This window comes from Pelagerythrobacter marensis, assembly GCF_001028625.1.
Classification (GTDB): Bacteria; Pseudomonadota; Alphaproteobacteria; order Sphingomonadales; family Sphingomonadaceae; genus Pelagerythrobacter; species Pelagerythrobacter marensis.
Genome location: NZ_CP011805.1, coordinates 358,029 through 381,875, shown reverse-complemented (window position 1 = coordinate 381,875; position 23,847 = coordinate 358,029). Strand labels below are relative to the sequence as shown.

Below are 23,847 nucleotides of genomic sequence, written 5' to 3'. Positions count from 1 at the left end.
CACCCCTACCCCAGCTTCGCCTTCAACAGCTGGTTGACCACCGCCGGGTTGGCCTTGCCCTGCATGGCCTTCATCGTCTGGCCGACGAAGAAGCCGAAGAGCTTGTCCTTGCCGCCGCGGTATTCCTCCACCTTGTCGGTGTTGTTGGCGAGGATTTTGTCGATCGCCGCCTCGATCGCGCCGGTATCGCTGACCTGCTTCAGGCCCTCGCTCTCCGCGATCTCGCCCGGCTCGCGGCCGGTCTTGAGGACGATTTCGAAGATTTCCTTCGCCTGGCCGCCCGAAATCTCGCCGCGGGCCTGCATGTCGAGGATCGCCGCCTGCGCTTCGGCCGTGGCGTGCGCCGGGTTCGCTTCGTCGCCCAGGGCGTTGATAACCCCCGGCGCGACCGAAAGCGACCAGTTGGCCACCTGGGTCGCGACCTCGCTCTCGCTCTTGCCGATACCCTTCGCGGTTGCGGCCAGAAGCGTTTCGAAGCGGGCGAAGGTTTCCACCTCGGCCGTCAGCTCGCGCGCGTTATATTCGCTCAGCCCCAGCGTTTCGACATAGCGGCGGCGCTTGGCATCGGGCAGCTCGGGCAAGCTGGCGCGGCATTCGTCGAGGAAGGCCTGCTCCAGTTCCAGTGGCAGCAGATCGGGATCGGGGAAATACCGGTAATCGTGCGCGTCTTCCTTGCTGCGCATCGACCGGGTCGTGCCGGTGCCGGGATCGAACAGCCGCGTTTCCTGCACCACCGTGCCGCCATCCTCGATCAGATCGACCTGACGGCGCGCCTCGTGCTCGATCGTCTGCATGACGAAGCGGACCGAGTTGACGTTCTTGGTTTCGGTGCGGGTGCCGAATTCCTCGCCCGGTTTGCGCACGCTGACGTTCACGTCCGCGCGCATCGATCCTTCTTCCATGTTCCCGTCGCACGACCCGACATAGCGCAGGATCGTGCGCAGCTTGCGGACATAGGCGCCCGCTTCCGCCGGGCTGCGCATGTCCGGGCGGCTGACGATTTCCATCAGCGCCACGCCGCAGCGGTTGAGATCGACGTAGGACATCGTCGGATGCTGATCGTGCATCAGCTTGCCCGCGTCCTGTTCGACATGGATACGCTCAATCCCGATAACCTTGTCTTCGGGAATGCCGGCCTTCTCGTCCGCCTCGATCGTCAGCGAACCTTCGCCGACAAGCGGATGATAGAGCTGCGAAATCTGATATCCCTGCGGCAGGTCGGCGTAGAAGTAGTTCTTGCGGTCGAACCGGCTCCACGCGTTGATCTGCGCCTCGATCGCCATGCCGGTGCGCACCGCCTGGCGGATGCATTCGCGGTTCGGCACCGGCAGCATTCCCGGCATTGCCGCATCGATCAGGCTGACCTGCGTGTTCGGCTCCGCCCCGAAAGCGGTGGAGGAGCCGGAAAAGAGCTTGGCGTTGGACGTGACCTGCGCGTGAACTTCCAGGCCGATCACGACCTCCCACTCGCCGGTTGCGCCCTGGATGCGATAAGTGCTCATCATGTGATTCCGCGCATGTGGGCGGCGGTCGCCGCCATTTCCTCTTTCAACATCTGCGTGGCGGGGCCTTCGACTTCCGCCTTTTCGCACACGTTGATAATGACTTCGGCATATTCAGGGTACTTCCGCAGCTCGTAAGCTGCCGCCATCTTGGATGCGATGGAACTGTCCGCGCTGCCCAGGTGATCCATGATCTGGAAGAACCGCTGATACTGATGGTGGCGAACCTCGCGCCGCTTGGCCAGCGCATATGTCACCGCCGACCAGGCAAGCGCGATCAGGGGCACCACCACGCCGCCCCATGCAATCCATTCGCCCGGGGTCGTCAGGTCCATCGTCACCACCAGCGCTCCGGCCGGGCGTCGAAGCCCGCGCGCCGTTCGATCGCGAGACCGGCGTTGAGCACGCCCTGTTCATCGAACGGCTTGCCGACGAGCTGCAGGCCCAGCGGCAGGCCATCGCGGTTGAGCATGGCGGGCACGCTCATCGCCGGCAGGCCGGCCAGGCTGGCGGGCACGGCGAAGACATCGTTCAGGTACATCGCCAGCGGATCGTCGGCCTTGTCGCCCAGCGGGAAACTGGCGGTGGGCGTCGTCGGGGCCAGGATCACATCGCATTCGGTCCAGGCCCGTTCGAAATCGCGCGCGATCAGCGTGCGGATCTTCTGCGCCTGGTTGTAATAGGCATCGTAGAACCCGGCGGAAAGCACGTAAGTGCCGATCAGGATGCGGCGCTTCACCTCGTCCCCGAACCCTTCGGCACGGGTCGCGGCGTACATGTCCTGCAGCCCCGCGCTCTTGCCCGCCGCATCGACCGGCAGATCGCGCAGCCCGTAACGCACGCCGTCATACCGGGCGAGGTTGCTGGAGGCTTCGGCCGGGGCAATGATGTAATAAGCGGGCAGCGCATATTTGGTGTGCGGCAGGGAGATATCGACGATCTCCGCCCCCGCATCGCGCAGCCATTGCTTGCCGCGTTCCCAGCTTTCGAGGATTTCCGGGTCGGTCCCGTCCATCCGGTATTCGCGCGGAATGCCGACTTTCTTGCCGCGCAAGTCGTCCGACAGGCCGGCTTCCCATTCGGGCACCGGCAGGTCGAGGCTGGTCGAATCCTTCGGATCGAAGCCGGCCATTGCGCCCAGCATGATCGCGCAATCGCCAACGTCGCGCGCCATCGGCCCGGCCTGGTCGAGGCTGGAGGCGAAGGCGACCACGCCCCAGCGGCTGCACCGGCCATAAGTCGGCTTGATCCCGCAGATCCCGGTGAAGGCGGCCGGCTGGCGGATCGATCCGCCGGTGTCGGTGCCGGTCGCCGCCGCGGCGATGCGCGCGGCAACGGCGGCAGAGGAACCGCCGGAAGAACCGCCGGGCGCGAGATCGGTGTTGCCCCCATCCTGGCGCCGCCAGGGGTTGATTACATTGCCGAAATGGCTCGTTTCGTTGGAAGAGCCCATGGCGAACTGGTCGAGGTTGAGCTTGCCCAGCATCCCCGCGCCGGCATTCCACAGGTTCTGCGACACCGTGCTTTCGTAACGGGGGACGAAACCTTCGAGGATATGGCTCGCCGCGGTCGTCTGCACGCCGTCGGTGGCGAACAGGTCCTTCATCCCGATCGGGACGCCGGCCATCGGCCCCAGGTCGCGGCCCGCGGCGCGGTCGGCATCGACCCGTTCGGCGGCCTCGACCGCCTTGTCGGGCGTGGCGACGATGAAGGCGTTGAGCGCCTGCGCACCGGCAACCGCGCCGTTGAAGGCATCGGCCACTTCGCGGGCGGTGAACTCGCCGGCGGCAACCCCGTCTCGGATCGCCTTAACGCCCAGTTCGGTCAGGTCGGTCATAGTGCGTGGTCCTGAACTTTGATCGCGGTGAGGCCTTGCTGCTGGAGCCTGAAACGGTCGCGGCTGCGGCGGTATTCAGGATGATCGAGTGACAATGCCGACATTTCTACTCGATCACCTTCGGTACGCCGAAGAAACCGTGTTCCGCCGCAGGGGCATTGGCCAGAACATCGTCGCGCCGATTGCCGCCGGTCAGCGGATCGGGATCGATCTCGTCGGCGCGCAGGCGCAGGGTGTTGGGGATGACGGCGGTCATCGGTTCGACCTGCGAAGTATCGACTTCGCCAAGCTGTTCGACCCAGTCGAGAATCTGCGACAGTTCGGGCGCCATGCGCGCGAGTTCCTCGTCACTCATCTTGATGCGGGCCAGCGAGGCGATTTTCGCCACGGTGGTCTGGTCGACGGACATGCGGATTTGCCCTTCGTCTGGAAAGGATTGCGAATGCCCTGGCGCTAGCAGCGCGCCGGGCGGCGTTCAAGCTGGCACTGGCAAGCTGGCACTGGCGTCGCGAACGAAAGCGCGGCGGTTACTGGCCCGGCTGGGGCGCGCCGCCGGCTCCGCCCTGTTGCTGCGCTTCCATCATCTGCTGCATCGCCTGCATCTGCTGCTGGAACTGTTCGAACGGCATGAAATCGAGCAGTTCGATCTCGAACACCAGATCGCTGCCGGCGGGGATGGCGACTTCGCCGGTCATCGGATTGACCTTCTCCTCGTCGCCATAGGCCTTGTCCGCCGGGATCTCGATCAGATACTTGCCGCCCTTCTGCATCTTGACCGCGCCTTCGCGGAAACCTTCGATCATCCCTTCCAGCGGCAGCGGCGTGGCCTGCCCTTCGTCGAACACGGTGCCATCGGCCAGCTTGCCGGTGTAATTGACCAGCACGACGTCGTCCGCCGCCGGGTTCGCGCCTTCGCCTGCCTCGATCACCTCGACCGACACGCCTTGCGGTACGGCGGCCCAGGCCAGTCCGCCCGCGATCAGGATCGCGACGATAATGCCCAGCCACAACCGGGTCAGGCTGCCCTTGGCAATGGGCTGGATCGGCACGCGGGTTACTTCGGTCATGCAAGGTTCCTGAAATGCAAAAGGGCGCGGGAATCGCTTCCCGCGCCCTGTAGGCTTAACGCTGCTGTGGGTTCAAGCGTGAAGCATCGCCGCCGCCGATGCGGGGGCGATGCCGGGTGCCTTACTTGGCGCCGTCACGTTCGGCCCGCTTGCGTTCCAGCTTGCGCGCGCGGCGCACGGCGGCGGCCTTTTCGCGCGCCCGCTTTTCGCTGGGCTTTTCATAGTGGCGGCGCAGCTTCATTTCGCGATACACGCCTTCACGCTGCAGCTTCTTCTTGAGCGCGCGCAGGGCCTGGTCGACATTGTTATCGCGAACGATGATCTGCATGAATTCAAACACCTCACAGCAATGGCGCAGAGCCCGCACAGCGCGGGGGGATGCGCCCTTACGAATCAAACGAAAAACGCGCCGAATCCGTTCCGGACCGGCTCGAACCAGCGCGCACATAGGCAAATCGCGGCGAATTGGCAAGCCGCCACGCGACATGGCGCATATTCCCGCCTTCCCCACCGCGCCGCAGCGAAGGTGCACGGGTGGGATGACGAACCGCGCAATGCCGTCTAAGGGCGGCGCATGACAAGCGTTTCACCGATCGCGGCCAGCCTCTATGTCTTCGCCGGGGGCGGCGCAGGGGCGATCCTGCGTTACCAGACCGGGCGGTTGCTGACCCACCTGCTCGGCCCGCAGGCGGTCACCGCCTTCCCCTGGGCGACACTGGCGGTCAATGTGATCGGCGGCTGCGCCATGGGGCTGCTCGCCGGATGGCTGGCGCGCCACGGGGGCGCGGCGGGCGAACAGTGGCGCCTGCTCGCCGGGGTCGGCCTGCTCGGCGGCTTCACCACCTTTTCCGCCTTCAGCCTGGAACTGATGCTGCTGGTCGAGCGGGGACAGCCCTGGCTCGCCGCCAGCTATGCCCTGATCTCCGTGCTTGCAGGGCTGACCGCGCTCTATATCGGCCTCATCGCCATGCGGATCGCGGCATGAGCGCGCCGACCGGTCCCGACCAGCACAGGGTCCGCCAGTTCACCGTCGAACCCGACGACGAGGGCATCCGGCTTGACCGATGGTTCAAACGGCACCTGCCCCAGATCGGCTTTGCCACGATTTCCAAATGGGCGCGCACCGGGCAGATCCGGATCGATGGCGGCCGCGCCCGGCCCGAAGATCGCCTGGCCGCCGGGCAGACCGTCCGCGTACCCCCGGGTGGCGAGGCCCCGCATCGCAAGCCGCGGGAAAAACGCGCACTGACCCCGGCGGAGGTCGCGGAAGCGCATGCGATGGTGATCACCGAAACCAAATCGGCGATCGTGCTCAACAAGCCACCCGGCCTCGCGACGCAGGGCGGCAGCAAGACGCACCACCATGTCGATGGCCTGCTGGATGCCTTCGCACCCGATGAAGAAACGCCCCGCCCGCGCCTGGTCCACCGGCTGGACAAGGACACCAGCGGCGTTCTGCTGATCGCACGCACCCCCGGCAGCGCGTCTGCCTATTCCAAGCGTTTCGCGGGTCGCAGCGCGAAGAAGGTTTACTGGGCCCTGGTGGTCGGCGTTCCCGATGTCGCCGAGGGGACGATCGAAGCCGCGCTGGCCAAACAGCCGGGCACCGGCGGCGAGAAGATGCATGTCGACGAAGAAGGCGGCCAGCGCGCCGTCACCCGCTATCGCGTGGTCGACAAGGCGGGCAAGAAGGCGGCCTGGGTGGAGCTGGAACCGCTGACCGGCCGCACCCACCAGTTGCGCGTGCACATGGCCGCGATCGGCCATCCCATCGTGGGCGACGGCAAGTATGGCGGGCAGGAAGCGTTCCTGACCGGCAGCGTCAGCCGCAAGATGCACCTGCACGCGCGCCGCCTGATCATCGACCAGCCCGCCAGCGGTGGGAAACCCGGCGGCAAGCTGGACGTGACCGCCGACTTGCCCGAACATTTCGCCGCCAGCATGGAACAGCTCGGGTTCGACCTGACCCTGAGCACGGCGGAGCCGCTGCGCGAATCCCCACCGGAACGCTCGCGCGCGGAAAAGAAGCAGGCCGCGCGCCAGCACGCCAAGCAATACCGCAAGGGGCGGCGCGGCGAACGGCGGCAACGCGGCGCAGCAACGCCCGCGAAGGCGAAAGGACCGGGTGGACCGAAAGGCAAACGCAAATGACCGTTCGCCTGGCAGTGTTCGATTGCGACGGCACGCTCGTCGACGGGCAGGCGCCGATCTGCGATTCGATGGAGAAGGCTTTCGCCAGCACCGGCCTGCCCGCACCCGACCGGCATGACGTTCGCCGGATCGTGGGCCTCAGCCTGCCCCAGGCCGTTCGCCTGCTGGCCCCCGATGCCGAGGAACACCTCCAGCGCCACGCGGTGGAAGCTTACAAGGAAGCCTTCCGCACCTGCCGGCTGGAAGGTTCGCTGGAAGAGCCGCTGTTTGAAGGTATCGCCGAAACGATCACCGGTCTCGCCGCGCGCGGTTGGACGCTGGGCGTCGCCACCGGCAAATCCGACCGCGGGCTGACCAGCTGCCTCGCGGCACACGGCCTGACCGAGCGCTTCGTCACGCTCCAGACCGCCGACCGCCACCCGTCCAAACCCCATCCGGCGATGCTGGAAGCGGCCCTGTTCGAAGCCGGCGCGCTGGCCGGCGACGCCGTGATGATCGGGGACACCACGTTCGACATGGAAATGGCGCGCGCCGCGGGCGTACGCGCGATTGGCGTGGCCTGGGGCTATCACACCGAAGACGAACTGCGCGAGGCGGGGGCCGTCGATGTCGCCTTCAGCCCCGCCGAACTGGGGGACCTGCTGCCATGACCGATCCTGCCCCGAACGATCCTGCAATGGGCCGCCATTTCGCGATCGTCGCGGTCCGTTTCACCGGTATCGCATTCATCCTGCTGGGCATTCTGGCCGTGCGCGGCGCCATCGATCTGGCCGAAGGCGTCGGCTATGTCCTGGTCGCGGTCGGGCTGATCGAGGTGTTCGTGGTGCCCGTATTCATGGCCCGGCGCTGGCGGACGCCCAAGGAATGAAGCGATTTTATCGCGAAGTTTCGGTCGAACCTCACGCGGGCGGCTGGCGAGTCGCGCTGGATGGGCGCGCGATCAAGACGGCACTGGGCGCGCCGCAGATCGTACCAATCCAGGCCCTGGCCGATGCTCTGGCCGCAGAATGGGAACGGCAGGGGGAAACGATCGACCCGGCCGATTTCGTTCTGCGCGACCTTGCCGACTATGCGATCGACGTGATCGCCCCGGATCGCGCAGCCGCGATTGCCGGAATCCTGGCGTTCGGGGAAACCGATACGCTATGCTATCGCGCCGATCCCGACGAACCGCTCTATCGCCGCCAGCATGAAGTGTGGGAACCGCTGGTGACCGCGCTGGAGGCGCGCGAAGGGGTGCGGCTGGATCGCATCAGTGGAGTCATTCACCGCGCGCAGCCACCGGCCACGCTTGCCGCCTTGCGCGCCCGGCTGGAACGCACCGATGATTTCACGCTCGCCGGGGTGCAGGCAATGGCCTCGCTCGCCGCATCGCTCTGCATTGCGCTGGCCGCGCTGCAGGACGATGCGGATGCCGGGGCGCTGTGGAACGCCGCGAACCTGGAAGAGGACTGGCAGGCCGAGCTGTGGGGCCACGATGAAGAAGCCGCCACCCGCCGCGACCAACGCCGCGCCCGGTTCCTGACAGCAAGCACGTTCACGACACTCGTTGGGCGCTCAGACGTTTCCTGACCGGAACTCGACGCCGATTGTCGCCTAGCCCACCCAGTCCGCGACCTGGCCGGCGACGTCGTTGGCTGCACGGTTGAGTGCGGGGCCGACTTCGGCGGCTTCGGGGGCAATGCCGGGGATAATGCTTTCGAAACGGCGGGTTTCGATTCCCTGATCGCTGGTGTCGCGGATCGCATCGAAGCGCACGATCACGGAAGAAGTCGACGCATCGTATCCGAAATCGCGCAGGACCCCGCGCAACTGGGTTTTCGGGGTCAGCGCCGGATCATCCGAATCGATCACCACCCGCGCGGTGCGGGTGCGGATCGTTTCAGCCAGCAGGGTGCGGAACAGCCGCGCGGGCTTATCCACCCACACCGCATCTTTCAGATAGGCGAGGCTGGCATCGCTCACCTGTACCGGCACGCGCACGACATCCAGCCGTGCAGGCGCGTCGGGAACCAGGATTGCCAGCGAACCGGCGGCATGGCCCGCAGCACCCGATCCCGCCGGCGCCTCTGCCGTCGGGGTCAGCGTCAGCAGGCTTTCGGGCGGCTCGCTGCCGAAACTGACGCAACCGGCCAGCGCGGCAAGTGCCGCAAGCGCCGGAAAAGTCCTGACTGTCGCGCGCATTGCCTTCCCCTGTAATCCGGTGGCGATCATGGTTCGTAATCGGGCAACTGCTGCCCGCCGATCAACGAGCCCGCGCCCTGCGTTTCGATCTTTTCGGTCACATTACGCAGCGCCTTGCTGGTCGCGCGCAGATCCTGCAGCGCCGCCTCTGCCGCGGGCAGTGTGCTTTCGCTGAGCTGGCGCGTGGCCGGCTGCGTCTGTTCCATCGTTTCGGTCAGGGCATTGGCCGCTGCCTCGGCCGCGGTCAGGGTGGAGCGCAATTGCCCGGCGAGCGACTGCCCTTCCTGATTCAGCAGCCGGTCGGTCGACCCCATGACTTTCTCGAACGCGTCCAGCGCCTCGCTCGATTCGCGCAGGGTCACCTGCAGTTCGGCCATCGTGCGTTCCACCTGCGGGGCGGTTTGCGCGAGATCGGCCGTCATACGGTTGGTATTGCGCAGAATGCCCGCGATCTCGCCCTGATTTTCATCGGACAGCAGCATCGTCAGCCGTTCGGTCAGCGTGGCCAGCCGTTCCAGCAGCAGCGGCGCATTGGCCAGCAATTCGCCCAGTCCGCCGGGCTTGGTCGGGATTACCGGCACGCCTTCGGGGCAGGCGGTGTTGCCGGGGCCATCGGCACAGCTGAGCGCCGGCGCATCGCGCCGCGCGCCATCGAGCAGGATGGTCGAAACGCCGGTGAAGGAGCCCTGGACCGTCGCCGTCGTGCCGACCCGGATCGGCACCTCTTCCCTCACCCTCACACGCACGCGCACGAATTGCGGATCGGTTTCCCACAGCGCGATCTGGCTGACCTGTCCCACCGGAACCCCGGCGAACGACACCTGCGACCCATTGGCGAGGCCCGCCACCGACTGCTTGAAGAAGATGTCGTATTCGTCCTGCGCGCCCTGCCCCAGCCGGGCAAGCCAGATGAAGAACAGGGCCGCGCCAGCCAGCAAAGCCAGCGTTACGACCCCCACCCAGACATGATTTGCGCGTGTTTCCATGGAAATAAATTACCTCAGGCCCCTATGCCCCGTCACCCGGGGGATTGTCCATCGTTTCGGCGCGCCTTGCTTTCGCGAGCGGCGCGTCCGCGCGGGCCGTTGAAGTATTCGTCGATCCATTCGTGATCGGTTTCGAGCAGTTCGGGGATCGTGCCCACCGCGATCACCCGGCGATCGGCCAGCACCGCCACGCGGTCGCAGATTTCGTACAGCGTATCGAGATCGTGCGTGATCAGAAACACCGTAAGGCCCAGGGTCTGCTGCAATTCGCGGGTCAGCCGATCGAACTTGGCCGCGCCGATCGGGTCGAGCCCCGCGGTCGGCTCGTCCAGAAACAGCAGCTCCGGGTCCAGCGCCAGCGCACGTGCGAGGCCGGCCCGCTTGCGCATTCCGCCCGACAGCTCCGACGGGTACTTGCTCGCCGCCTCTTCCGGCAGGCCCGACATCACGACCTTGTAGCGCGCGATTTCGTGCAGCAGTTGCGGTTTGATATCGGGATAGAACTGCTTGAGCGGCACCTCCACGTTTTCGCCCACGGTCAGGGTCGAAAACAGCGCACCGCCCTGGAACAGCACGCCCCAGCGGTTGCGCAGGCCGAGGTTTTCGTCCGGCTCGGCATCGGTGATCGACCGTCCGAACACCTCGATCTCGCCCGCGCTGGGCGTCTGCAAGCCGATGATGGACCGCATCAGAACCGATTTGCCGGTGCCCGATCCGCCGACCACGCCCAGGATTTCGCCGCGATTGACGGTCAGCGACAGGTCTTCGTGCACGGCCTGATCGCCGAAACGATTGACCAGCCCTTCCACCACGATCGGGTGATCGCCGCGGAACCGTTCATACCGGCCCAGCCCCCTGGCTTCGAGTTCGCTGTCGTCCTCGGTCATCCCCATCCGATCTCGGTGAAGAACACCGCGAAGAAGGCATCGAGCACGATGACCATGAAGATCGCCTGGACCACGGCCTTGGTCGTTTTCATCCCGACCTGTTCCGAATTGCCCTGAACCTGCAGCCCCTGATAGCAGCCGGTCAGCGCCACGATCAGCCCGAAGACCGGCGCCTTGGCCAGCCCGACGTAGAGATCGTAGAGCGGTACGACCTCCTGTATCCGATTGAGGAAGGTGAGGAACGGAATGCCCAGCATGACGTCGCCGATCACCGCCCCGCCCACGATCGCAATGCACGATGCGAAGAAGCCGAGCAGCGGCATCATCAACACGGCGGCGAGGATGCGCGGGATCACCAGCGCCTCCATCGGAGAGATCCCGATGGTGCGCATGGCGTCGACTTCCTCGGTCAGCTTCATCGTGCCGAGCTGCGCGGCGAAGGCACTGCCCGAACGGCCCGCGACCATGATCGCGGTCATCAGCACGCCCAGTTCGCGCAGGGTGATCCGGCCGACGAGGTTGATCGTCAGCGTCTCGGCCCCGAACTGCGCCAGCTGCACGGCCCCCTGCTGCGCGATGACGATCCCGATCAGGAAGCTCATCAGCCCGATGATCGGCAGGGAGGACACGCCGACCAGTTCCATCTGCCGCACCAGCGCGCGCCCGCGAAAGCGCGAAGGGTGGCGGATCAGCCCCGCGCCCGCGACCAGGATCTGGCCCAGGAAGCCGACGATGCCGACGAACCCGCGCCCGAACTCGCGCACGATTCCGCCAACCTCTTCAGGCACTCGCAGGTATATGGGGAGACGTTCGGGCCGGATATCGGCCCCGTCGCCGATCTGCCCGACCGCGTTCAGCAGGCGTTGCGCGCGTTCGCTGGCGCCGGTGATTTCGGCATCGTGGCGCGCGGCCAGGCTGCTGGCGATCCAGGCGCCGACGGTATCGATTTCGGTGACGTTCGATAGGTCGATCGTGTCCAGATCGCCGTCGATATCGCGCAGGTCCTGATCCACCGCCCCGATCGTGGAAACGAGGTAGGGGCCTGAAAGAACGAGGCGGACACCGTTGCCGCCCGTATCCTCGACCTCGAAGAGCGCCCCTTCCTGCATCGCCGGAACCTATGCGGGCAAACGCGCGCCACTACAAGCGCACATTCGTGACATGTTGCGCTGCACCGCACCCGCTGGCAAAGGCCCAGCCCTATGAGCACAGAGCTTCCCAAGACATTCGACCCCGCCGAAATCGAAGCGCGCTGGTACGCGCACTGGGAAACGGGCGGCCTGTTCCGGCCCGAGCGGCCCGACGCGCAGCCGTTCACGATCGTCAACCCGCCGCCCAACGTCACCGGCAGCCTGCATATCGGCCACGCGCTGGACAATACGCTGCAGGACATCGTCGTGCGCTACGAGCGGCTGCGGGGCAAGGACGCGCTGTGGGTCGTGGGCACCGACCATGCCGGCATCGCCACGCAGATGGTGGTCGAACGCCAGCTGGAGGCGCAGCAGGACAAGCGGACCAATTATTCGCGCGAAGACTTCGTGAAGAAGGTCTGGGAATGGAAGGAAGAAAGCGGCGGCACGATCACGCGCCAGCTGCGCCGCCTGGGCTGTTCGATGGACTGGAGCCGCGAACAGTTCACCATGAACCCCGAATTCAGCCGCGCGGTGACGAAAGTCTTCGTCGACCTGCACGAGCAAGGCCTGATCTACCGCGACAAGCGGCTGGTGAACTGGGACCCGAAGCTGAAGACCGCGATCAGCGATCTGGAAGTCGAAACGCAGGATGTGAAGGGCCATTTCTGGCACTTCCGCTATCCGCTGGCCGACGGGGTCACGCTCGATAACGGGCAGGACTATATCGAGGTTGCGACCACGCGCCCCGAAACCATGCTGGCCGACATGGCCGTGGCCGTCCACCCCGACGATGAACGCTACAAGGGCGTGGTCGGCAAGCACGTGATCCTGCCGATCACCGGCCGCCGCGTACCGGTGGTGGCGGACGAGCACGCCGATCCCGAACTGGGCAGCGGCGCGGTGAAGATCACACCGGGCCACGATTTCAACGATTTCGAAGTCGGCAAGCGCGCCGGGATTGCGCCTGCGGACATGCTCAACATGCTCGATGCCGAAGGCAACGTGTGCCAGACGGCGGACGGCCTCGTGCCCGACGAATTTCTGGGCCTCCACCGCTTCCGCAAGGATGGAGAGGATGGCGCGCGCGAACTGGTGGTCCGCCGCCTGAAGGAACTCGGCTGCCTGATCCCCCATGTCGCGAAGGACAAGGAAGGCAACCCGGTCGAACACGACGCCGAACCGCGCGTGATCGCCACCCCCTTCGGCGACCGTGGCGGCGTGGTGATCGAACCCTGGCTGACCGACCAGTGGTATGTCGATGCGGAAAAGCTGGCCCAGGCCCCGATCGAGGCGGTGCGTTCGGGCGCGATCGAGATCGTCCCGAAAAGCTGGGAAAAGACCTTCTTCAACTGGATGGAAAACATCCAGCCCTGGTGCGTCAGCCGCCAGCTCTGGTGGGGCCACCGGATCCCGGCTTGGTATGGGCCGAAAAAGGAGACTGTTGAAACTTCTGGTTTGGGCACTTTTCCTGCTCTCATGCCCACCGCAGTAAATCTCGGTGGCGCAACTGAGGTTGGCGGCGAAGTGGTCGTAGCGGAGAACGAGGAAGCCGCAGTTCTGACGTTCGCCGATATCTATGGCGTGAGGCCCGATCAGATTGCGATAGCGGATTACGGCTCCGGCAAAGCAATCGAGAATCGAGGAGTCACAATTTGGCGCGATCCCGACGTCCTCGACACCTGGTTCTCCTCCGCCCTGTGGCCCTTCGCCACGCTCGGCTGGCCCGACGACGAAAATCCTCCCCCTCTGGGGGAGGTGGCAGCGCGCAGCGCTGACGGAGGGGGCGCAGCAGACGCAGCACCATCCCCCTCCACCGCCTCCGGCGGTTCCCCTCCCCCCGCGGGGGAGGAACGTTCGCTGCTCGCCAAGCACTATCCGAACGATCTGCTGATTTCCGGCTTCGACATCCTGTTCTTCTGGGATGCGCGGATGGCCATGCAGGGGATGCATTTCCTGGGCGAAGCGCCATGGAAGCGGCTCTATCTCCACGGCCTCGTGCGTGCGGCGGACGGGTCGAAGATGTCGAAATCCAAGGGGAACACGGTCGATCCCCTCGGCCTGATCGACCAGTACGGCGCCGATGCCCTGCGCTTCTTCATGGCGGCGATGGAAAGCCAGGGCCGCGACATCAAGATGGATGAAAGCCGGGTGGAGGGGTATCGCAACTTCGCCACCAAGCTGTGGAACGCGGCCCGCTTCTGCCAGGCCAACGGCATCGGCGGCAGCCGCACGATCGTCGCACCGCCCGCGAGCCATGCGGTCAACCGCTGGATCATCGGCGAAGTCGTCGAAACGCTGGCCCTGCTCGACAAGGCAATGGCCGATCTGCGCTTCGACGCGGCGGCCAATGCGATCTATCACTTCGTGTGGGACACGTTCTGCGACTGGTATCTGGAACTGATCAAGGGCCAGGTGGACGAGGAAACGCGCGCCGTGGCCGGCTGGGCGCTCGACCAGATCCTCGTCATGCTCCACCCCTTCATGCCCTTCATTACCGAGGAGCTGTGGCACGAGCTTGCGCCCGCCGACCAGCCGCGCGCTTACGAACTGATCGTCGCCAAATGGCCCGCGCCCGCCGCGCAGCCCGATGCCGCGGCCAAGGCGGAAGTCGAATGGCTGATCGACCTGACGCGCAACTTGCGCGGGGCGAAGAACGAAGTGGGCATTGCGCCGGGCGCGAAGCTGGAAGCCTGGCTGCCCGAACCGTCGGACGTGGCGGGCAAGGTCCTGTCGGGCAATGCCGCCGCGCTGGAACGCGTGGCGCGCCTTTCCGCGGTCCACACCCGGCCCGCCCCCGACGGCGCCGCGCTGCAGGTCGGCGCCGGTCGCGATGCACTGGTGATCCCGCTGGAAGGGCTGATCGACATCGCCGCGGAAAAGGCGCGCCTCACCAAGGCGCTGGCCGCGGCGGAGAAGGAAGTGAAGGCGCTCGAAGGCCGCCTGAACAACGCCAACTTCGTCGAACGCGCCAAGCCCGAAGCGGTCGAAAAAGCCCGCGCCGACCACGCCCACAACGCAGCCGAAGCGGAGCGGCTGAAGGCAGCACTCGAACGGCTGGGCTAGGCGGCCACGCCCAAACGCGCGCCGCCCAATCCACCGTCATGCTGAACTCGTTTCAGCATCCATCGCGCCTCCGTGTACCGTCGGTGCCGGAGGAGGAATGGACCCTGAAACACGTTCAGGGTGACGGCGCTCGTGGCGCCGACCTCACCCCAGCGGCTTCCTCCGTGCCGGGCAACCAGGATTTTCCTACATCGGCGGATTGTGCAATGGGGTGGGCATGACTCGCCCCGACCCCTTCCCCGCCGCCGGTTTTGCCGGGCGCGCGCAGGGTGGATTTTTTTGCCCCAGGACAGTGGTCCATGCGGTCCATGTCTCAACATATCATCGGCCCGGACGATGCCGCTGACCCTTGCCACCCAGTCGCCGGGGGAGCCGGAGATCTTCGCCTCGCTGCAGGGCGAAGGGCCCAGCGCGGGGATGCCGGTCGCCTTCCTGCGCCTGTCGCGCTGCAACCTTGCCTGCCAGTGGTGCGACACCGCCTATACCTGGCACTTCGCCGGCGACGAGCGTCCGCATCGTTCGGGCGAGACGTTCGACCGCAAGACGAACCAGATCGTGATGGGGGAGGAGGACGTCGCCCGCCGGATCGCCGCGCTCGGCCAGAACCGGCTCGTCATCACCGGGGGCGAACCGTTGTTGCAGGCGGGTGCGCTGGCGACGCTGCTCGAACACCTGCCCGACATGGCGGTTGAGGTGGAAACCAACGGCACCGTCGCCGCGCCGCCCCGGCTCGACGTGCGGATCGATCAGTACAACGTCAGCCCCAAGCTGGCGCACAGCGGCAATCCGGCCGATCTGGCGCTGCTGCCCGAACGGCTGGACGCCTATGCCGCCGATCCGCGCGCGTGGTTCAAGTTCGTGATCGCCGCGCCGGGCGATGTGGACGAGGTGCTGGCGCTGAAGGCGCGATACCGCTTCCGTCCCGGGCACGTGTTCCTGATGCCCGAAGGGACCGACAGCGCAACCCTGCGCGCGCGTGAGGAATGGCTCGCCCCGCTATGCCTGGAACACGGTTTCCGGATGAGCGACCGGCTGCATATCCACCTCTACGGCGATACGCGGGGGACGTGATCGTGCCAGACAGTCAGCGCCCCTGCGAGCGCCAGCGGCGCACGACGCGCAGCACCGCCTCTTCCTCACCGCCTGCCTTGTTCCACAGCTCTACGAAGCTGGGATCGGCGGAGGCGGGGCGTTTCTCTTCCTCCAGCGCATCGAAGTTGACGCGCATGGGGATCGCCACGCCTTCGCCGCAGATGATGCATTCGCGGTTGCGCAGCGCGGGGATCGAATCGAGGAAACCGCGCGCGCCCTCGGGCATCGCGGCCTTGACGAAAGCCTGGTCGCGTTCGTTGTTGAGCCGCATCGAAATGATCGTGCCGCATTGCGACAGCACGCCTTCGGCCAGGTCGGACGGGCGCTGGGTGATCAGGCCCAGGCTGATGCCGTATTTGCGGCCTTCCTTGGCGATGCGGCCCAGGATGTCGCCGACCGAAGACCCATCGGCGTTCGCCTCGTTCGGGACGTATCGGTGCGCTTCTTCGCACACGAACAGGATCGGTCGCGTCTGTTCCTCGCGCCCCCAGATCGCGAAATCGAACACCAGCCGGCTCAGGACCGCGACCACGGTGGCGGTAATGTCCGACGGCACGCCCGACACGTCGATGATCGAAATCGGCCTGCCCTGCCCCGGCATGCGGAAGATCTTGCCGATAAATTCGGCCATCGTATCGCCCACCAGCATTCCGGAGAACATGAACTGATAGCGCGGATCGGCGCGCAACTCCTCCAGCTTGGTCTTGATCCGCATGTAGGGGGCGGAAGACGTTGCCTTGTCCAGCCGGCCCATTTCGTTCTGCAGCTCGTTCGCGAGGTCGGACAGCAGATAGGGGATTGGCGAATCGACGGTGATCTTGCCCATCGTTTCCGCCATCCGGTTTTTCGACCGGGATTTCAGCAGGCACTTGGCCAGGATGTCCATGTCCACCTGCCGCTCGTTCCCGCTGGAGGTGAGGAGGGCCTCGCAATGCTCCTCGAAGTTCATCAGCCAATAGGGGAGCTGCAGGTTGGAAACGTCGAGGATCAGCCCGCTGTGCTGAAAGGCCGTGGCATATTCGCCGTGCGGATCGATCATCACCACGTGGCCTTCGGGCGCGGCCTCGCAAATCCGGTGGAGGATCAGCGCGGCTGCGGTCGATTTGCCGGTGCCGGTCGAACCGAGCAGCGCGAAATGCTTGCCCAGCAGCGCATCGACATAGAGACCCGCGCGAATGTCACGGGTCGGATAGACCGTCCCGATCGGGATGCTGGTGCGGCCGTCGCTGGCATAGATATGCCTGAGATCGGTGGTGTCGGCCGGATAGATCTTTGCACCGGGAACCGGATAGCGGGTGACGCCGCGGCGGAACCCGCGCACGCGCCCGGTCAGCTTCTCCTCGGTGCCTTCGCCCAGGAAATCGACGTCGGCAATGATGCCGCCGCCCGCCCGGCGATCCTGCCGCTGGTTGCGGACGCTGGCGAGCAGCCAGGCGTTTCCGACCCGGATCTTGATCTGGCTGCCGACCTGGCCGGCCAGCGCGATCGAGGGATCGGCATCGGCCATGCATTCGTTGAGCCGCGCGGTATCGAGCGCGATCTGCGATCCCGAACCGGCAACGTCCACGACCACGCCGATCGGGATGGAGGCATTGTCGCTGCTCGCTCGTCCAGCGCTCTGCGCCGGGGGCGGCGTCGCGGCTGCGGAAGGGGGGGGAGCGTCGTGCGCCGGGTCCGCCGATCTTGCGGCGAGCGACGGCTGCCGCACGGGATTGCCGTGGCCAAAATCGGTCATGGAATGATCGGTCCCTTCGCTCTTTCCCGCACGGGGCCTAGCGCTTTTTGGGTTAAGATCGCGTCAACGGGCGGCGACCGGCCCGTTGCCAGCGGATCAGATCATCGCAAAAAGACGGCCCGCGATCCAGCCGGTTCCGACCGACATGAACACCGCGAGCAGGCCGTACAGCAGCGATTGCCGCTGGGCGAACACCTCGACGAAACGTTCGAAGCCAACCTTGCGAACCTCCACCTCGGCAATGGCGGAAGCGATCACACGCCCGCGCGTGATGGCGAAGGTTTCCGCCGTATATGTGCCGGTCTGCACGTTGGATGGCAGGGAAATGCGCGCCTGATAAAGGACCTGTTCGCTGATCTGCACCCCGTCGGTCACTTCCTTGTACAACCCCTGGCGCTCGCGCAGATCCACCAGGCCGGATGTAAAGCGCGCCTGTTCTTCGGGGTCGATCGTGCCGCTGGGCGACAACTGCAGGTGATCCAGGCCGAGTTCGTAAATCACCGCAGTCCGTTCATCGACAAGGTCGTCTATCGGGCGCGACGCGGCGATGGCGAAGAACGAGGGGGCGGAATGGAACGCGGAACTGTCGGCATTGACCCAGATCCCGCCGACGCGCGCCTTCTCGCGGATCGTGATCGGTTCCGTCGGGCCCTTGAGCACGACGACGATATCGTAATCCTGCCCCGCCCGGGCGCCGGTCGGGTCCAGAATGGCGCCGAACAGCAACAGCTCCGTCCCGGTGAACCCCTGCTGCACCTGGACATCGTCCTGCGACACCTCGGGCACCAGGATCGGATCGCGCTGCGCCGACAGCATCAGCAGGGCGAAAAGCAGGAAGACCCGCTTCACAGCGGCACCACAGTGTAGATTTCATCCGGCTGGACGAAGAGGCCGAAGAACATCCGCAGCGCCACCAGCAGGACAATCGCGGCGAGGATAAGGCGCAGGTATTCCGGCTTGAACTTCTGGGCGATCTGGGTGCCGAACTGCGCACCTGTAACAGAACCGAGCAGGAGCAGCGCGACCAGCACGATATCCACCGCATGCGTCGTCAAGGCATGCATCATCGTCGTCGCCATGGTGACGAACAGGATGTTGAACAGCGATGTGCCGACCACGACATTGGCGCTCATGCCGAGGATGTAGAGCATGGCGGGCACGAGGATGAAGCCGCCGCCCACGCCCATCAGCATCGTCAGCGCGCCGACCGCCACACCCAGCAGCAGCGGCGCAATGGGCGAAACGTAAAGGCCGGACCCGTAGAAGCGCCAGCGCAGCGGCAGGACCGCGATCAGCCGGTGGTGACGGCGGCGCTTCGCCGGTCGCTTGTCGCCCGCCTCGCCCGGCCGCACCGCTTCCCACGCCTCCTTCGCCATCAGCGAACCGATCGTGCCCAGCATGACCACGTAAAGAATGCTGATCACGGTATCGATCTGGCCGATCGCCTGGAAAAACCGGAACAGCAGTGCCCCGATACCAGCACCGATCACGCCCCCGGCCACGGTCACGGCACCCATCCGGTAATCCACGCCGCCGCGGCGGCCATGCGCCAGCACGCCGGACACGCTGGCACCGGTGACCTGGGTGGATGCCGAAGCCGCCGCCACAGTGGGCGGCACGCCGTAGAAGATCAGCAGCGGCGTCGTCAGAAACCCGCCGCCGACGCCGAACAGGCCCGAAAGGACACCGGTAAGCGCCCCCAGTGCGATGATGACCAACCCGTTGACCGAGAGGTTCGCAATGGGGAGATAGACGTCCATTCCATCGCCCTAAGCCCCGGGCATCCAACCTGCAATGCCGTAGCCGCCATCGCCCCTTTCGGCAGATGGTCTGCAACGATCAGAAACCGGCCGCCAGTGTCACGGCAATCCCCGACCCCGGCGCGCTCTGCCCGGCGACGCGCACGCGATAATCGATCGCCAGACGGGCCGAGGTTTCCCCAATCGCGATCTCGAACCGCGCAGCGGGCCCGACGTCCAGCCGCGCCGCGCCCTGTTGCGCGCCGCCCCATGCGCCCGCGCCCGCATGAATCGTGCCCGCATGAACCGTGCCCAGATCGAATCGCGCCAGCTCGCGGTCGACCCGCGCCTGCCCATCCACGAACGTCGTGGCGAAATCGCCGCCGACGTATCCGGCCGCGGCATAGCCGCGCGCCTCGACGCGATTACCGAGGTTCACCGGCGGCAGGTCCGTCACCGCGAACGCCGCCGGTCGGACGCTGCCCCCGCCCCCGTCTGCTTGCGTAAGACGAACCTCGGAATGCACCGCGACGGGGATGGACGGTACTGGCCTGGCCGCAAGGCCGGCGCTCAGCTCGCGCTCGTTCCCCACTGCGAAGGCCTGCGTGGCGCGCAGATAGGCCGCCGGGCGGTGGCCGCTATCGGGATCGAGACGATAGCGCACGACCGCACCGGCCTGGCTCGCGCCGTAACTGCTCGATCCTGTGCCTCCCCCCACAACCCCGGTCCCGCCCGGCCGCAGCAGCAGCCACGAATCGAACCGCCAGCGACTGGCCACGGCGCCGCCATTTGCGGGCGAGTCCGGGATCGAGCCCATCCATGGCGGTTGGGGGACGGTCGCGCGATGCAGAGCCTGGGCAACGTCGCCGGGGACCGGCAGGCCGCCCATTGCCGCAAGCCACAAAAGCTGATGGCCTGCCATTACCGCCCCGCTCGTTCGGCGGACGGGACGCGGTGCGTCAGCATCCATTCCCGCGCGGCGATTGTCCAAATGCGCGACAGGATCGGCCGGGCCCGTCATCGGCGCGAGCCGGACCGGGGCAGCTGCCCAGGCGGAGGGGAGCGCCCCGGAGCCGAAAGGTTCGGGCGAGCGATCCGTCGGCTCTCGCTCGGATGGATAAGCCGACGAAAGCGATTCGAACGCCGCCACAGGAAAAATGAACGGCGATTCCCAGGTCAGCAGTCGCCCACCGATCCAGCAGGTCAGCACCAGCGCCAGCATGATCAGCGGCTGGCCCCTGCGCCCGGTCGTTCCGGCGATCACGCGGCCCCCCGCTCGGTCGCGATGGCCGGATGCAGGCGATGTTCGGTCTTGTCCCATCGGGGCACTGCCCCGCCGAGGCTGCGGATATAGGCAAGCAGCGCGCGGCGTGCGGCCATGATCGCAACAATGTTCGCTAGCGGCAGGCGCAGCACGGCGCGCACGCCTTCGGCCGCGCCAAACTCGCGCGCCGTGAAACCGAAGCGGAAGGCGCAGCGCCATCCAAGGAAGGCGAAGTTCGCCCAGAGCAGAGCGCTCAGCAGCGGCGAAAGCCGGGGGCGTGCCCCGAAGCCGAGGAGTTCGGCAAGCGATCCGGCCCCGGCCATGATGAGTACGCCATAGGCAATCGCCAGCAGGAGGGCATTGAACGGGCCCCGCCGGTCGCGCAGGCGCATCCACACTTCTGCCGGGGCCCCCTTCCACCCCAGTCGATCCCAGCCCTGAAATGCAATGCCGAAGACCCAGCGCGTTTTCTGTCGAACCGCCTGGCTCAGCACCGGCGGGAAGTACGCCCGCGTCGCGATCAGCCGTCCGTCGCTGGTGCGCCGGCGAACGAAGCGCGTCCGCCCGCCCATCGCCGCAACGCCCAGGCCGATTTCGTAATCCTCGGTCAGCGATTCGGCTGCGAAGGGGGCAGTCGCACGGCGCTGCGCCGCCAGCAGCGTCAGCGCATCGCGGGAAATGGCGCAGCCGACGCCTGCCAGCGGAATGCCGGCACGCAGTGCGTCGCGGACGACCAGCGCCTTGCCATGAGCTTCCACGAATTCTTCGCAATAATGGCTGCCGACCCAGCGCGATTCGCGCTGGGGCAGCGGCAGGACAGGCAGTTGCACCAGGTCGGCATCGTGCATCGTTTCCCGCATCAGATCGAGCGCAGCCGGATCGGCCATGTCCTCTGCATCATGGAGCAGCACCATCGCCGCGCGCTCGCCGCTTCGCGCTTCGTCCTCTTCCAGCGCGCGATAGAGCCGGTTGAGGCAATCCGCCTTGGTCGTCGGCCCACGGGATTCGTGAATGACGATCCTGACTCTGGACTGTCCGCTGGCGGCGACCGCTGCAGCCGCTACCGTGGCCGGATCGTTCCGGTAGCACCCGACATAGATCCGAAGATCGGGATCGGACCACACGTCGAGCATGTGGCGGACCGTCGCGCCGATCACGGCGTCTTCCCGCCAGGCCGGAATGAATACCGCCGCCCTTCCCGGCAGGCGGCGGTGTGCCGGCACCCCCGTTGCGCACGGTGCGTGTATGCGCGTCCTGGCTCTTCCGGTGAGACGCAGCCAGATCCAGGCAAGATCGACGGCGAATTCGTCCAGCGCCCCCGCCAGAAAGAAGACGCCGGCGAAAATAAGTAGCTCGCGCTCCAGGAGCACGAGCCATTGAAACAGCACGAAATCGCCGGGCCCCATCCGCTTCTCCCCCGGACAACTTACCTAACTAACTGCGGTCACCCTTGCAACGCGCGTCGAAATCCGAAATGGAGCGCACCGATGGTAAAAACACCCGAACCGATCCGAGCCCCTATCCGTGCCCTGTTTGCGCCGGTCCGTGCCCTGTTCGTCGGCGATGCATCCGCCGGGATCCTGCTGATCCTGGTGGCTGCAGCAGCGATGCTGCTCGCCAATTCGACGCTTTCGCACGAATATCACGAACTGTTCCACGGCACGCTCGGCTTCACGCCGGTGACGAAGCTCAACACGCTCCATTTGTGGGTCAACGACGGCCTGATGGCGATCTTCTTCTTCGTCGTCGGGCTGGAGGTGAAGCGCGAATGGATCGAAGGGCAGCTCAGCTCCGCCGACCAGCGCCGTCTGCCGGTGCTGGCGGCTGTCGCGGGAATGATCGTTCCCGCCGGGGTCTATCTGTTTTTCGTTCAGGGTGCCGCGCCCGAACTGGCGCAAGGCTGGGCAATTCCGGCTGCAACCGACATCGCCTTCGCAATGGGTGTGTTGGGGCTGCTGGGCAATCGCGTGCCCGCATCACTGCGGCTGTTCCTGCTCACAGTGGCAATCGTCGACGATATCGGTGCGGTCCTGATTATTGCTGTTGCCTATACCGCAGGGATCAAGCTGACATGGCTGATCGGTGCGATCGTGATCGTCGGCATCATGCTTGCGCTCAACCGGATGCGGGTGAAGACGGTCGTGCCGTTCCTGATCCTGGCCATCGCGCTGTGGTTCTTCGTGCTCAATTCCGGTGTCCATGCGACAATTGCCGGGGTCGTCGCCGCCCTGACCATTCCGATGGTCGGCAAAGACGACAACACGATGCTGGAAAAGCTGGAACACGGGCTGGCGCCGTGGAGCGCCTATCTGATCGTGCCCGTGTTCGGCTTCGCCAATGCCGGCGTCGATCTTTCCGACCTGGGAATGGAAGGCGTTCTGGCGCCGCTGCCGCTGGCCATTGCCGCCGGTCTTTTCCTGGGCAAGCAGGTGGGGATCGTCGCCGCGATATTCGCCGCCGACAAGATCGACTTCGCACCGCGGCCGCACGGGGCAAGCTGGGCCGAAATCTGGGGCGTTTCGATCCTCTGCGGGATCGGCTTCACCATGTCGCTCTTCATCGGCGAGCTGGCATTCCCGGGCTATCGCCTGCTGATAGACGAGGCGAAGATCGGCATCCTGCTCGGCTCCGCCTGTTCGGCAGTGCTGGGCTACACCATCCTGCGGATGACGACCAAGCACCCCGGCGACACCCAGGGCCTGGCCAAGGAAAGCTGACCAGGCCCTGGGCGGGGGGCCCGCTTACCAGGTCCCGGTGTTTTCCATGCTGGCCCAGGGTTCCTGCGCGGGCAGGTGGCCATCCTGCAGAAGCTCGACCGAAATACCGTCGGGCGAGCGGACGAAGGCCATATGCCCGTCACGCGGGGGGCGATTGATCGTGACCCCTGCGTCCATCAGCCGCTGGCAGGTCTCGTAAATGTTATCGACGCGATAGGCGAGATGGCCGAAATTGCGCCCTCCGGCATACTCCTCCGGCGCGCTGCCGTCTTCCGCCGGCCAGTTGTACGTCAGTTCGACCTCGGCAACGCCTTCTTCACCGGGCGCGGCGAGGAAGACGAGCGTGAACCGTCCTTGCTCGTGATCGAACCGGCGCACCTCTTCCAGACCAATGAGCCGGAAGAACGCCAGCGTTTCGTCGATATCGGAAACGCGAATCATGCTGTGCAGGAACTTGACCATTTAAGTTTGAACTCCATTCATCGATATT

General features: G+C 65.9%; 24 protein-coding genes. 8 read left to right on the top strand and 16 right to left on the bottom strand.

The annotated features are described in order from the left end of the window. Window positions 1-5: 5 nt before the first annotated feature. From gatB to rpsU, 6 genes are all read right to left on the bottom strand, one after another. Complete coding sequence (gatB, locus tag AM2010_RS01835; protein ID WP_047807612.1) at window positions 6-1,502, bottom strand: Asp-tRNA(Asn)/Glu-tRNA(Gln) amidotransferase subunit GatB; 1,497 nt, start codon at window positions 1,500-1,502, stop codon at window positions 6-8. After that, a complete protein-coding gene (locus AM2010_RS01830) occupies window positions 1,502-1,837 on the bottom strand; it encodes a hypothetical protein (RefSeq protein ID WP_047807611.1) in 336 nt (111 codons plus the stop codon). Before AM2010_RS01830 ends, gatB begins: the two co-directional genes overlap by 1 nt. Before the next feature lie 2 nt (window positions 1,838-1,839). After that, on the bottom strand, window positions 1,840-3,339 hold the full coding sequence (gene gatA / locus AM2010_RS01825; RefSeq protein ID WP_047805620.1) for an Asp-tRNA(Asn)/Glu-tRNA(Gln) amidotransferase subunit GatA: 1,500 nt from the start codon (window positions 3,337-3,339) through the stop codon (window positions 1,840-1,842). A 106-nt stretch (window positions 3,340-3,445) separates the two neighbouring features. Further along, window positions 3,446-3,748 carry an Asp-tRNA(Asn)/Glu-tRNA(Gln) amidotransferase subunit GatC gene (gene gatC / locus AM2010_RS01820; protein ID WP_047805619.1) on the bottom strand — a complete coding sequence of 101 codons (303 nt, stop codon included), beginning with the start codon at window positions 3,746-3,748 and terminating at the stop codon, window positions 3,446-3,448. A 118-nt stretch (window positions 3,749-3,866) separates the two neighbouring features. Beyond that, window positions 3,867-4,406: an FKBP-type peptidyl-prolyl cis-trans isomerase gene (locus tag AM2010_RS01815; protein WP_047805618.1), complete on the bottom strand. Its 540-nt coding sequence runs from the start codon at window positions 4,404-4,406 to the stop codon at window positions 3,867-3,869. Between the two features lie 121 nt (window positions 4,407-4,527). Next, on the bottom strand, window positions 4,528-4,734 hold the full coding sequence (gene rpsU, locus AM2010_RS01810; protein WP_047807610.1) for a 30S ribosomal protein S21: 207 nt from the start codon (window positions 4,732-4,734) through the stop codon (window positions 4,528-4,530). Window positions 4,735-4,980: 246 nt separating this feature from the next. Here rpsU and crcB point away from each other — a divergent pair, with 246 nt between their 5' ends. From crcB to AM2010_RS01780, 5 genes are read left to right on the top strand one after another with little or no spacing between them, the layout of a single operon-like run. Next, complete coding sequence (crcB, locus tag AM2010_RS01800; protein WP_047805616.1) at window positions 4,981-5,391, top strand: fluoride efflux transporter CrcB; 411 nt, start codon at window positions 4,981-4,983, stop codon at window positions 5,389-5,391. Further along, complete coding sequence (locus AM2010_RS01795; RefSeq protein ID WP_047805615.1) at window positions 5,388-6,557, top strand: RluA family pseudouridine synthase; 1,170 nt, start codon at window positions 5,388-5,390, stop codon at window positions 6,555-6,557. Before crcB ends, AM2010_RS01795 begins: the two co-directional genes overlap by 4 nt. Further along, window positions 6,554-7,207, top strand: a complete 654-nt coding sequence (locus AM2010_RS01790; protein ID WP_047805614.1) for an HAD-IA family hydrolase — start codon at window positions 6,554-6,556, stop codon at window positions 7,205-7,207. Before AM2010_RS01795 ends, AM2010_RS01790 begins: the two co-directional genes overlap by 4 nt. Continuing rightward, complete coding sequence (locus tag AM2010_RS01785) at window positions 7,204-7,425, top strand: hypothetical protein (RefSeq protein WP_047805613.1); 222 nt, start codon at window positions 7,204-7,206, stop codon at window positions 7,423-7,425. The genes AM2010_RS01790 and AM2010_RS01785 overlap by 4 nt, the downstream gene beginning before the upstream one ends. After that, window positions 7,422-8,129, top strand: coding sequence for an ATP12 family chaperone protein (locus AM2010_RS01780; protein WP_047805612.1), 708 nt, complete (start codon window positions 7,422-7,424; stop codon window positions 8,127-8,129). The genes AM2010_RS01785 and AM2010_RS01780 overlap by 4 nt, the downstream gene beginning before the upstream one ends. Window positions 8,130-8,153: 24 nt before the next feature. Here the strand turns inward: AM2010_RS01780 and AM2010_RS01775 are convergent, their stop codons facing one another. From AM2010_RS01775 to AM2010_RS01760, 4 genes are read right to left on the bottom strand one after another with little or no spacing between them, the layout of a single operon-like run. Beyond that, window positions 8,154-8,741: an ABC-type transport auxiliary lipoprotein family protein gene (locus AM2010_RS01775; protein ID WP_047807609.1), complete on the bottom strand. Its 588-nt coding sequence runs from the start codon at window positions 8,739-8,741 to the stop codon at window positions 8,154-8,156. A gap of 26 nt (window positions 8,742-8,767) precedes the next feature. Further along, window positions 8,768-9,727, bottom strand: coding sequence for an MlaD family protein (locus AM2010_RS01770; protein WP_047805611.1), 960 nt, complete (start codon window positions 9,725-9,727; stop codon window positions 8,768-8,770). Between the two features lie 32 nt (window positions 9,728-9,759). After that, window positions 9,760-10,614: an ABC transporter ATP-binding protein gene (locus AM2010_RS01765; RefSeq protein WP_047807608.1), complete on the bottom strand. Its 855-nt coding sequence runs from the start codon at window positions 10,612-10,614 to the stop codon at window positions 9,760-9,762. Continuing rightward, window positions 10,611-11,723 carry an ABC transporter permease gene (locus AM2010_RS01760; protein WP_047805610.1) on the bottom strand — a complete coding sequence of 371 codons (1,113 nt, stop codon included), beginning with the start codon at window positions 11,721-11,723 and terminating at the stop codon, window positions 10,611-10,613. The genes AM2010_RS01765 and AM2010_RS01760 overlap by 4 nt, the downstream gene beginning before the upstream one ends. 93 nt (window positions 11,724-11,816) lie before the next feature. Here AM2010_RS01760 and AM2010_RS14120 point away from each other — a divergent pair, with 93 nt between their 5' ends. Next, entirely contained in the window at window positions 11,817-14,810 is a 2,994-nt protein-coding gene (locus AM2010_RS14120; protein WP_058350881.1) for a valine--tRNA ligase, read from the top strand. Window positions 14,811-15,146: 336 nt separating this feature from the next. Continuing rightward, window positions 15,147-15,881 (top strand): 7-carboxy-7-deazaguanine synthase QueE, encoded by a 735-nt coding sequence (locus AM2010_RS01745; protein WP_047805609.1) that lies wholly within the window; start codon window positions 15,147-15,149, stop codon window positions 15,879-15,881. Between the two features lie 13 nt (window positions 15,882-15,894). Here AM2010_RS01745 and AM2010_RS01740 read toward each other — a convergent pair whose 3' ends face one another. From AM2010_RS01740 to AM2010_RS01720, 5 genes are all read right to left on the bottom strand, one after another. Next, entirely contained in the window at window positions 15,895-17,637 is a 1,743-nt protein-coding gene (locus AM2010_RS01740) for an ATP-binding protein (protein ID WP_082132769.1), read from the bottom strand. 96 nt (window positions 17,638-17,733) lie between these two features. Then, on the bottom strand, window positions 17,734-18,486 hold the full coding sequence (locus AM2010_RS01735; RefSeq protein ID WP_047805608.1) for a TIGR02186 family protein: 753 nt from the start codon (window positions 18,484-18,486) through the stop codon (window positions 17,734-17,736). Next, window positions 18,483-19,397 carry a sulfite exporter TauE/SafE family protein gene (locus AM2010_RS01730; protein WP_047805607.1) on the bottom strand — a complete coding sequence of 305 codons (915 nt, stop codon included), beginning with the start codon at window positions 19,395-19,397 and terminating at the stop codon, window positions 18,483-18,485. Before AM2010_RS01730 ends, AM2010_RS01735 begins: the two co-directional genes overlap by 4 nt. A gap of 79 nt (window positions 19,398-19,476) precedes the next feature. Then, window positions 19,477-20,640, bottom strand: a complete 1,164-nt coding sequence (locus AM2010_RS14115; RefSeq protein ID WP_053043858.1) for a hypothetical protein — start codon at window positions 20,638-20,640, stop codon at window positions 19,477-19,479. Beyond that, window positions 20,637-22,046 carry a glycosyl transferase family protein gene (locus AM2010_RS01720; protein ID WP_047805606.1) on the bottom strand — a complete coding sequence of 470 codons (1,410 nt, stop codon included), beginning with the start codon at window positions 22,044-22,046 and terminating at the stop codon, window positions 20,637-20,639. The genes AM2010_RS14115 and AM2010_RS01720 overlap by 4 nt, the downstream gene beginning before the upstream one ends. An 81-nt stretch (window positions 22,047-22,127) precedes the next feature. On the opposite strand from AM2010_RS01720, the gene nhaA reads away from it, so the two are divergent. Further along, window positions 22,128-23,357: a Na+/H+ antiporter NhaA gene (gene nhaA, locus AM2010_RS01715; RefSeq protein WP_047805605.1), complete on the top strand. Its 1,230-nt coding sequence runs from the start codon at window positions 22,128-22,130 to the stop codon at window positions 23,355-23,357. A 24-nt stretch (window positions 23,358-23,381) separates the two neighbouring features. Here the strand turns inward: nhaA and AM2010_RS01710 are convergent, their stop codons facing one another. After that, window positions 23,382-23,819, bottom strand: coding sequence for a VOC family protein (locus tag AM2010_RS01710; RefSeq protein WP_047805604.1), 438 nt, complete (start codon window positions 23,817-23,819; stop codon window positions 23,382-23,384). Between the last annotated feature and the right edge of the window lie 28 nt (window positions 23,820-23,847).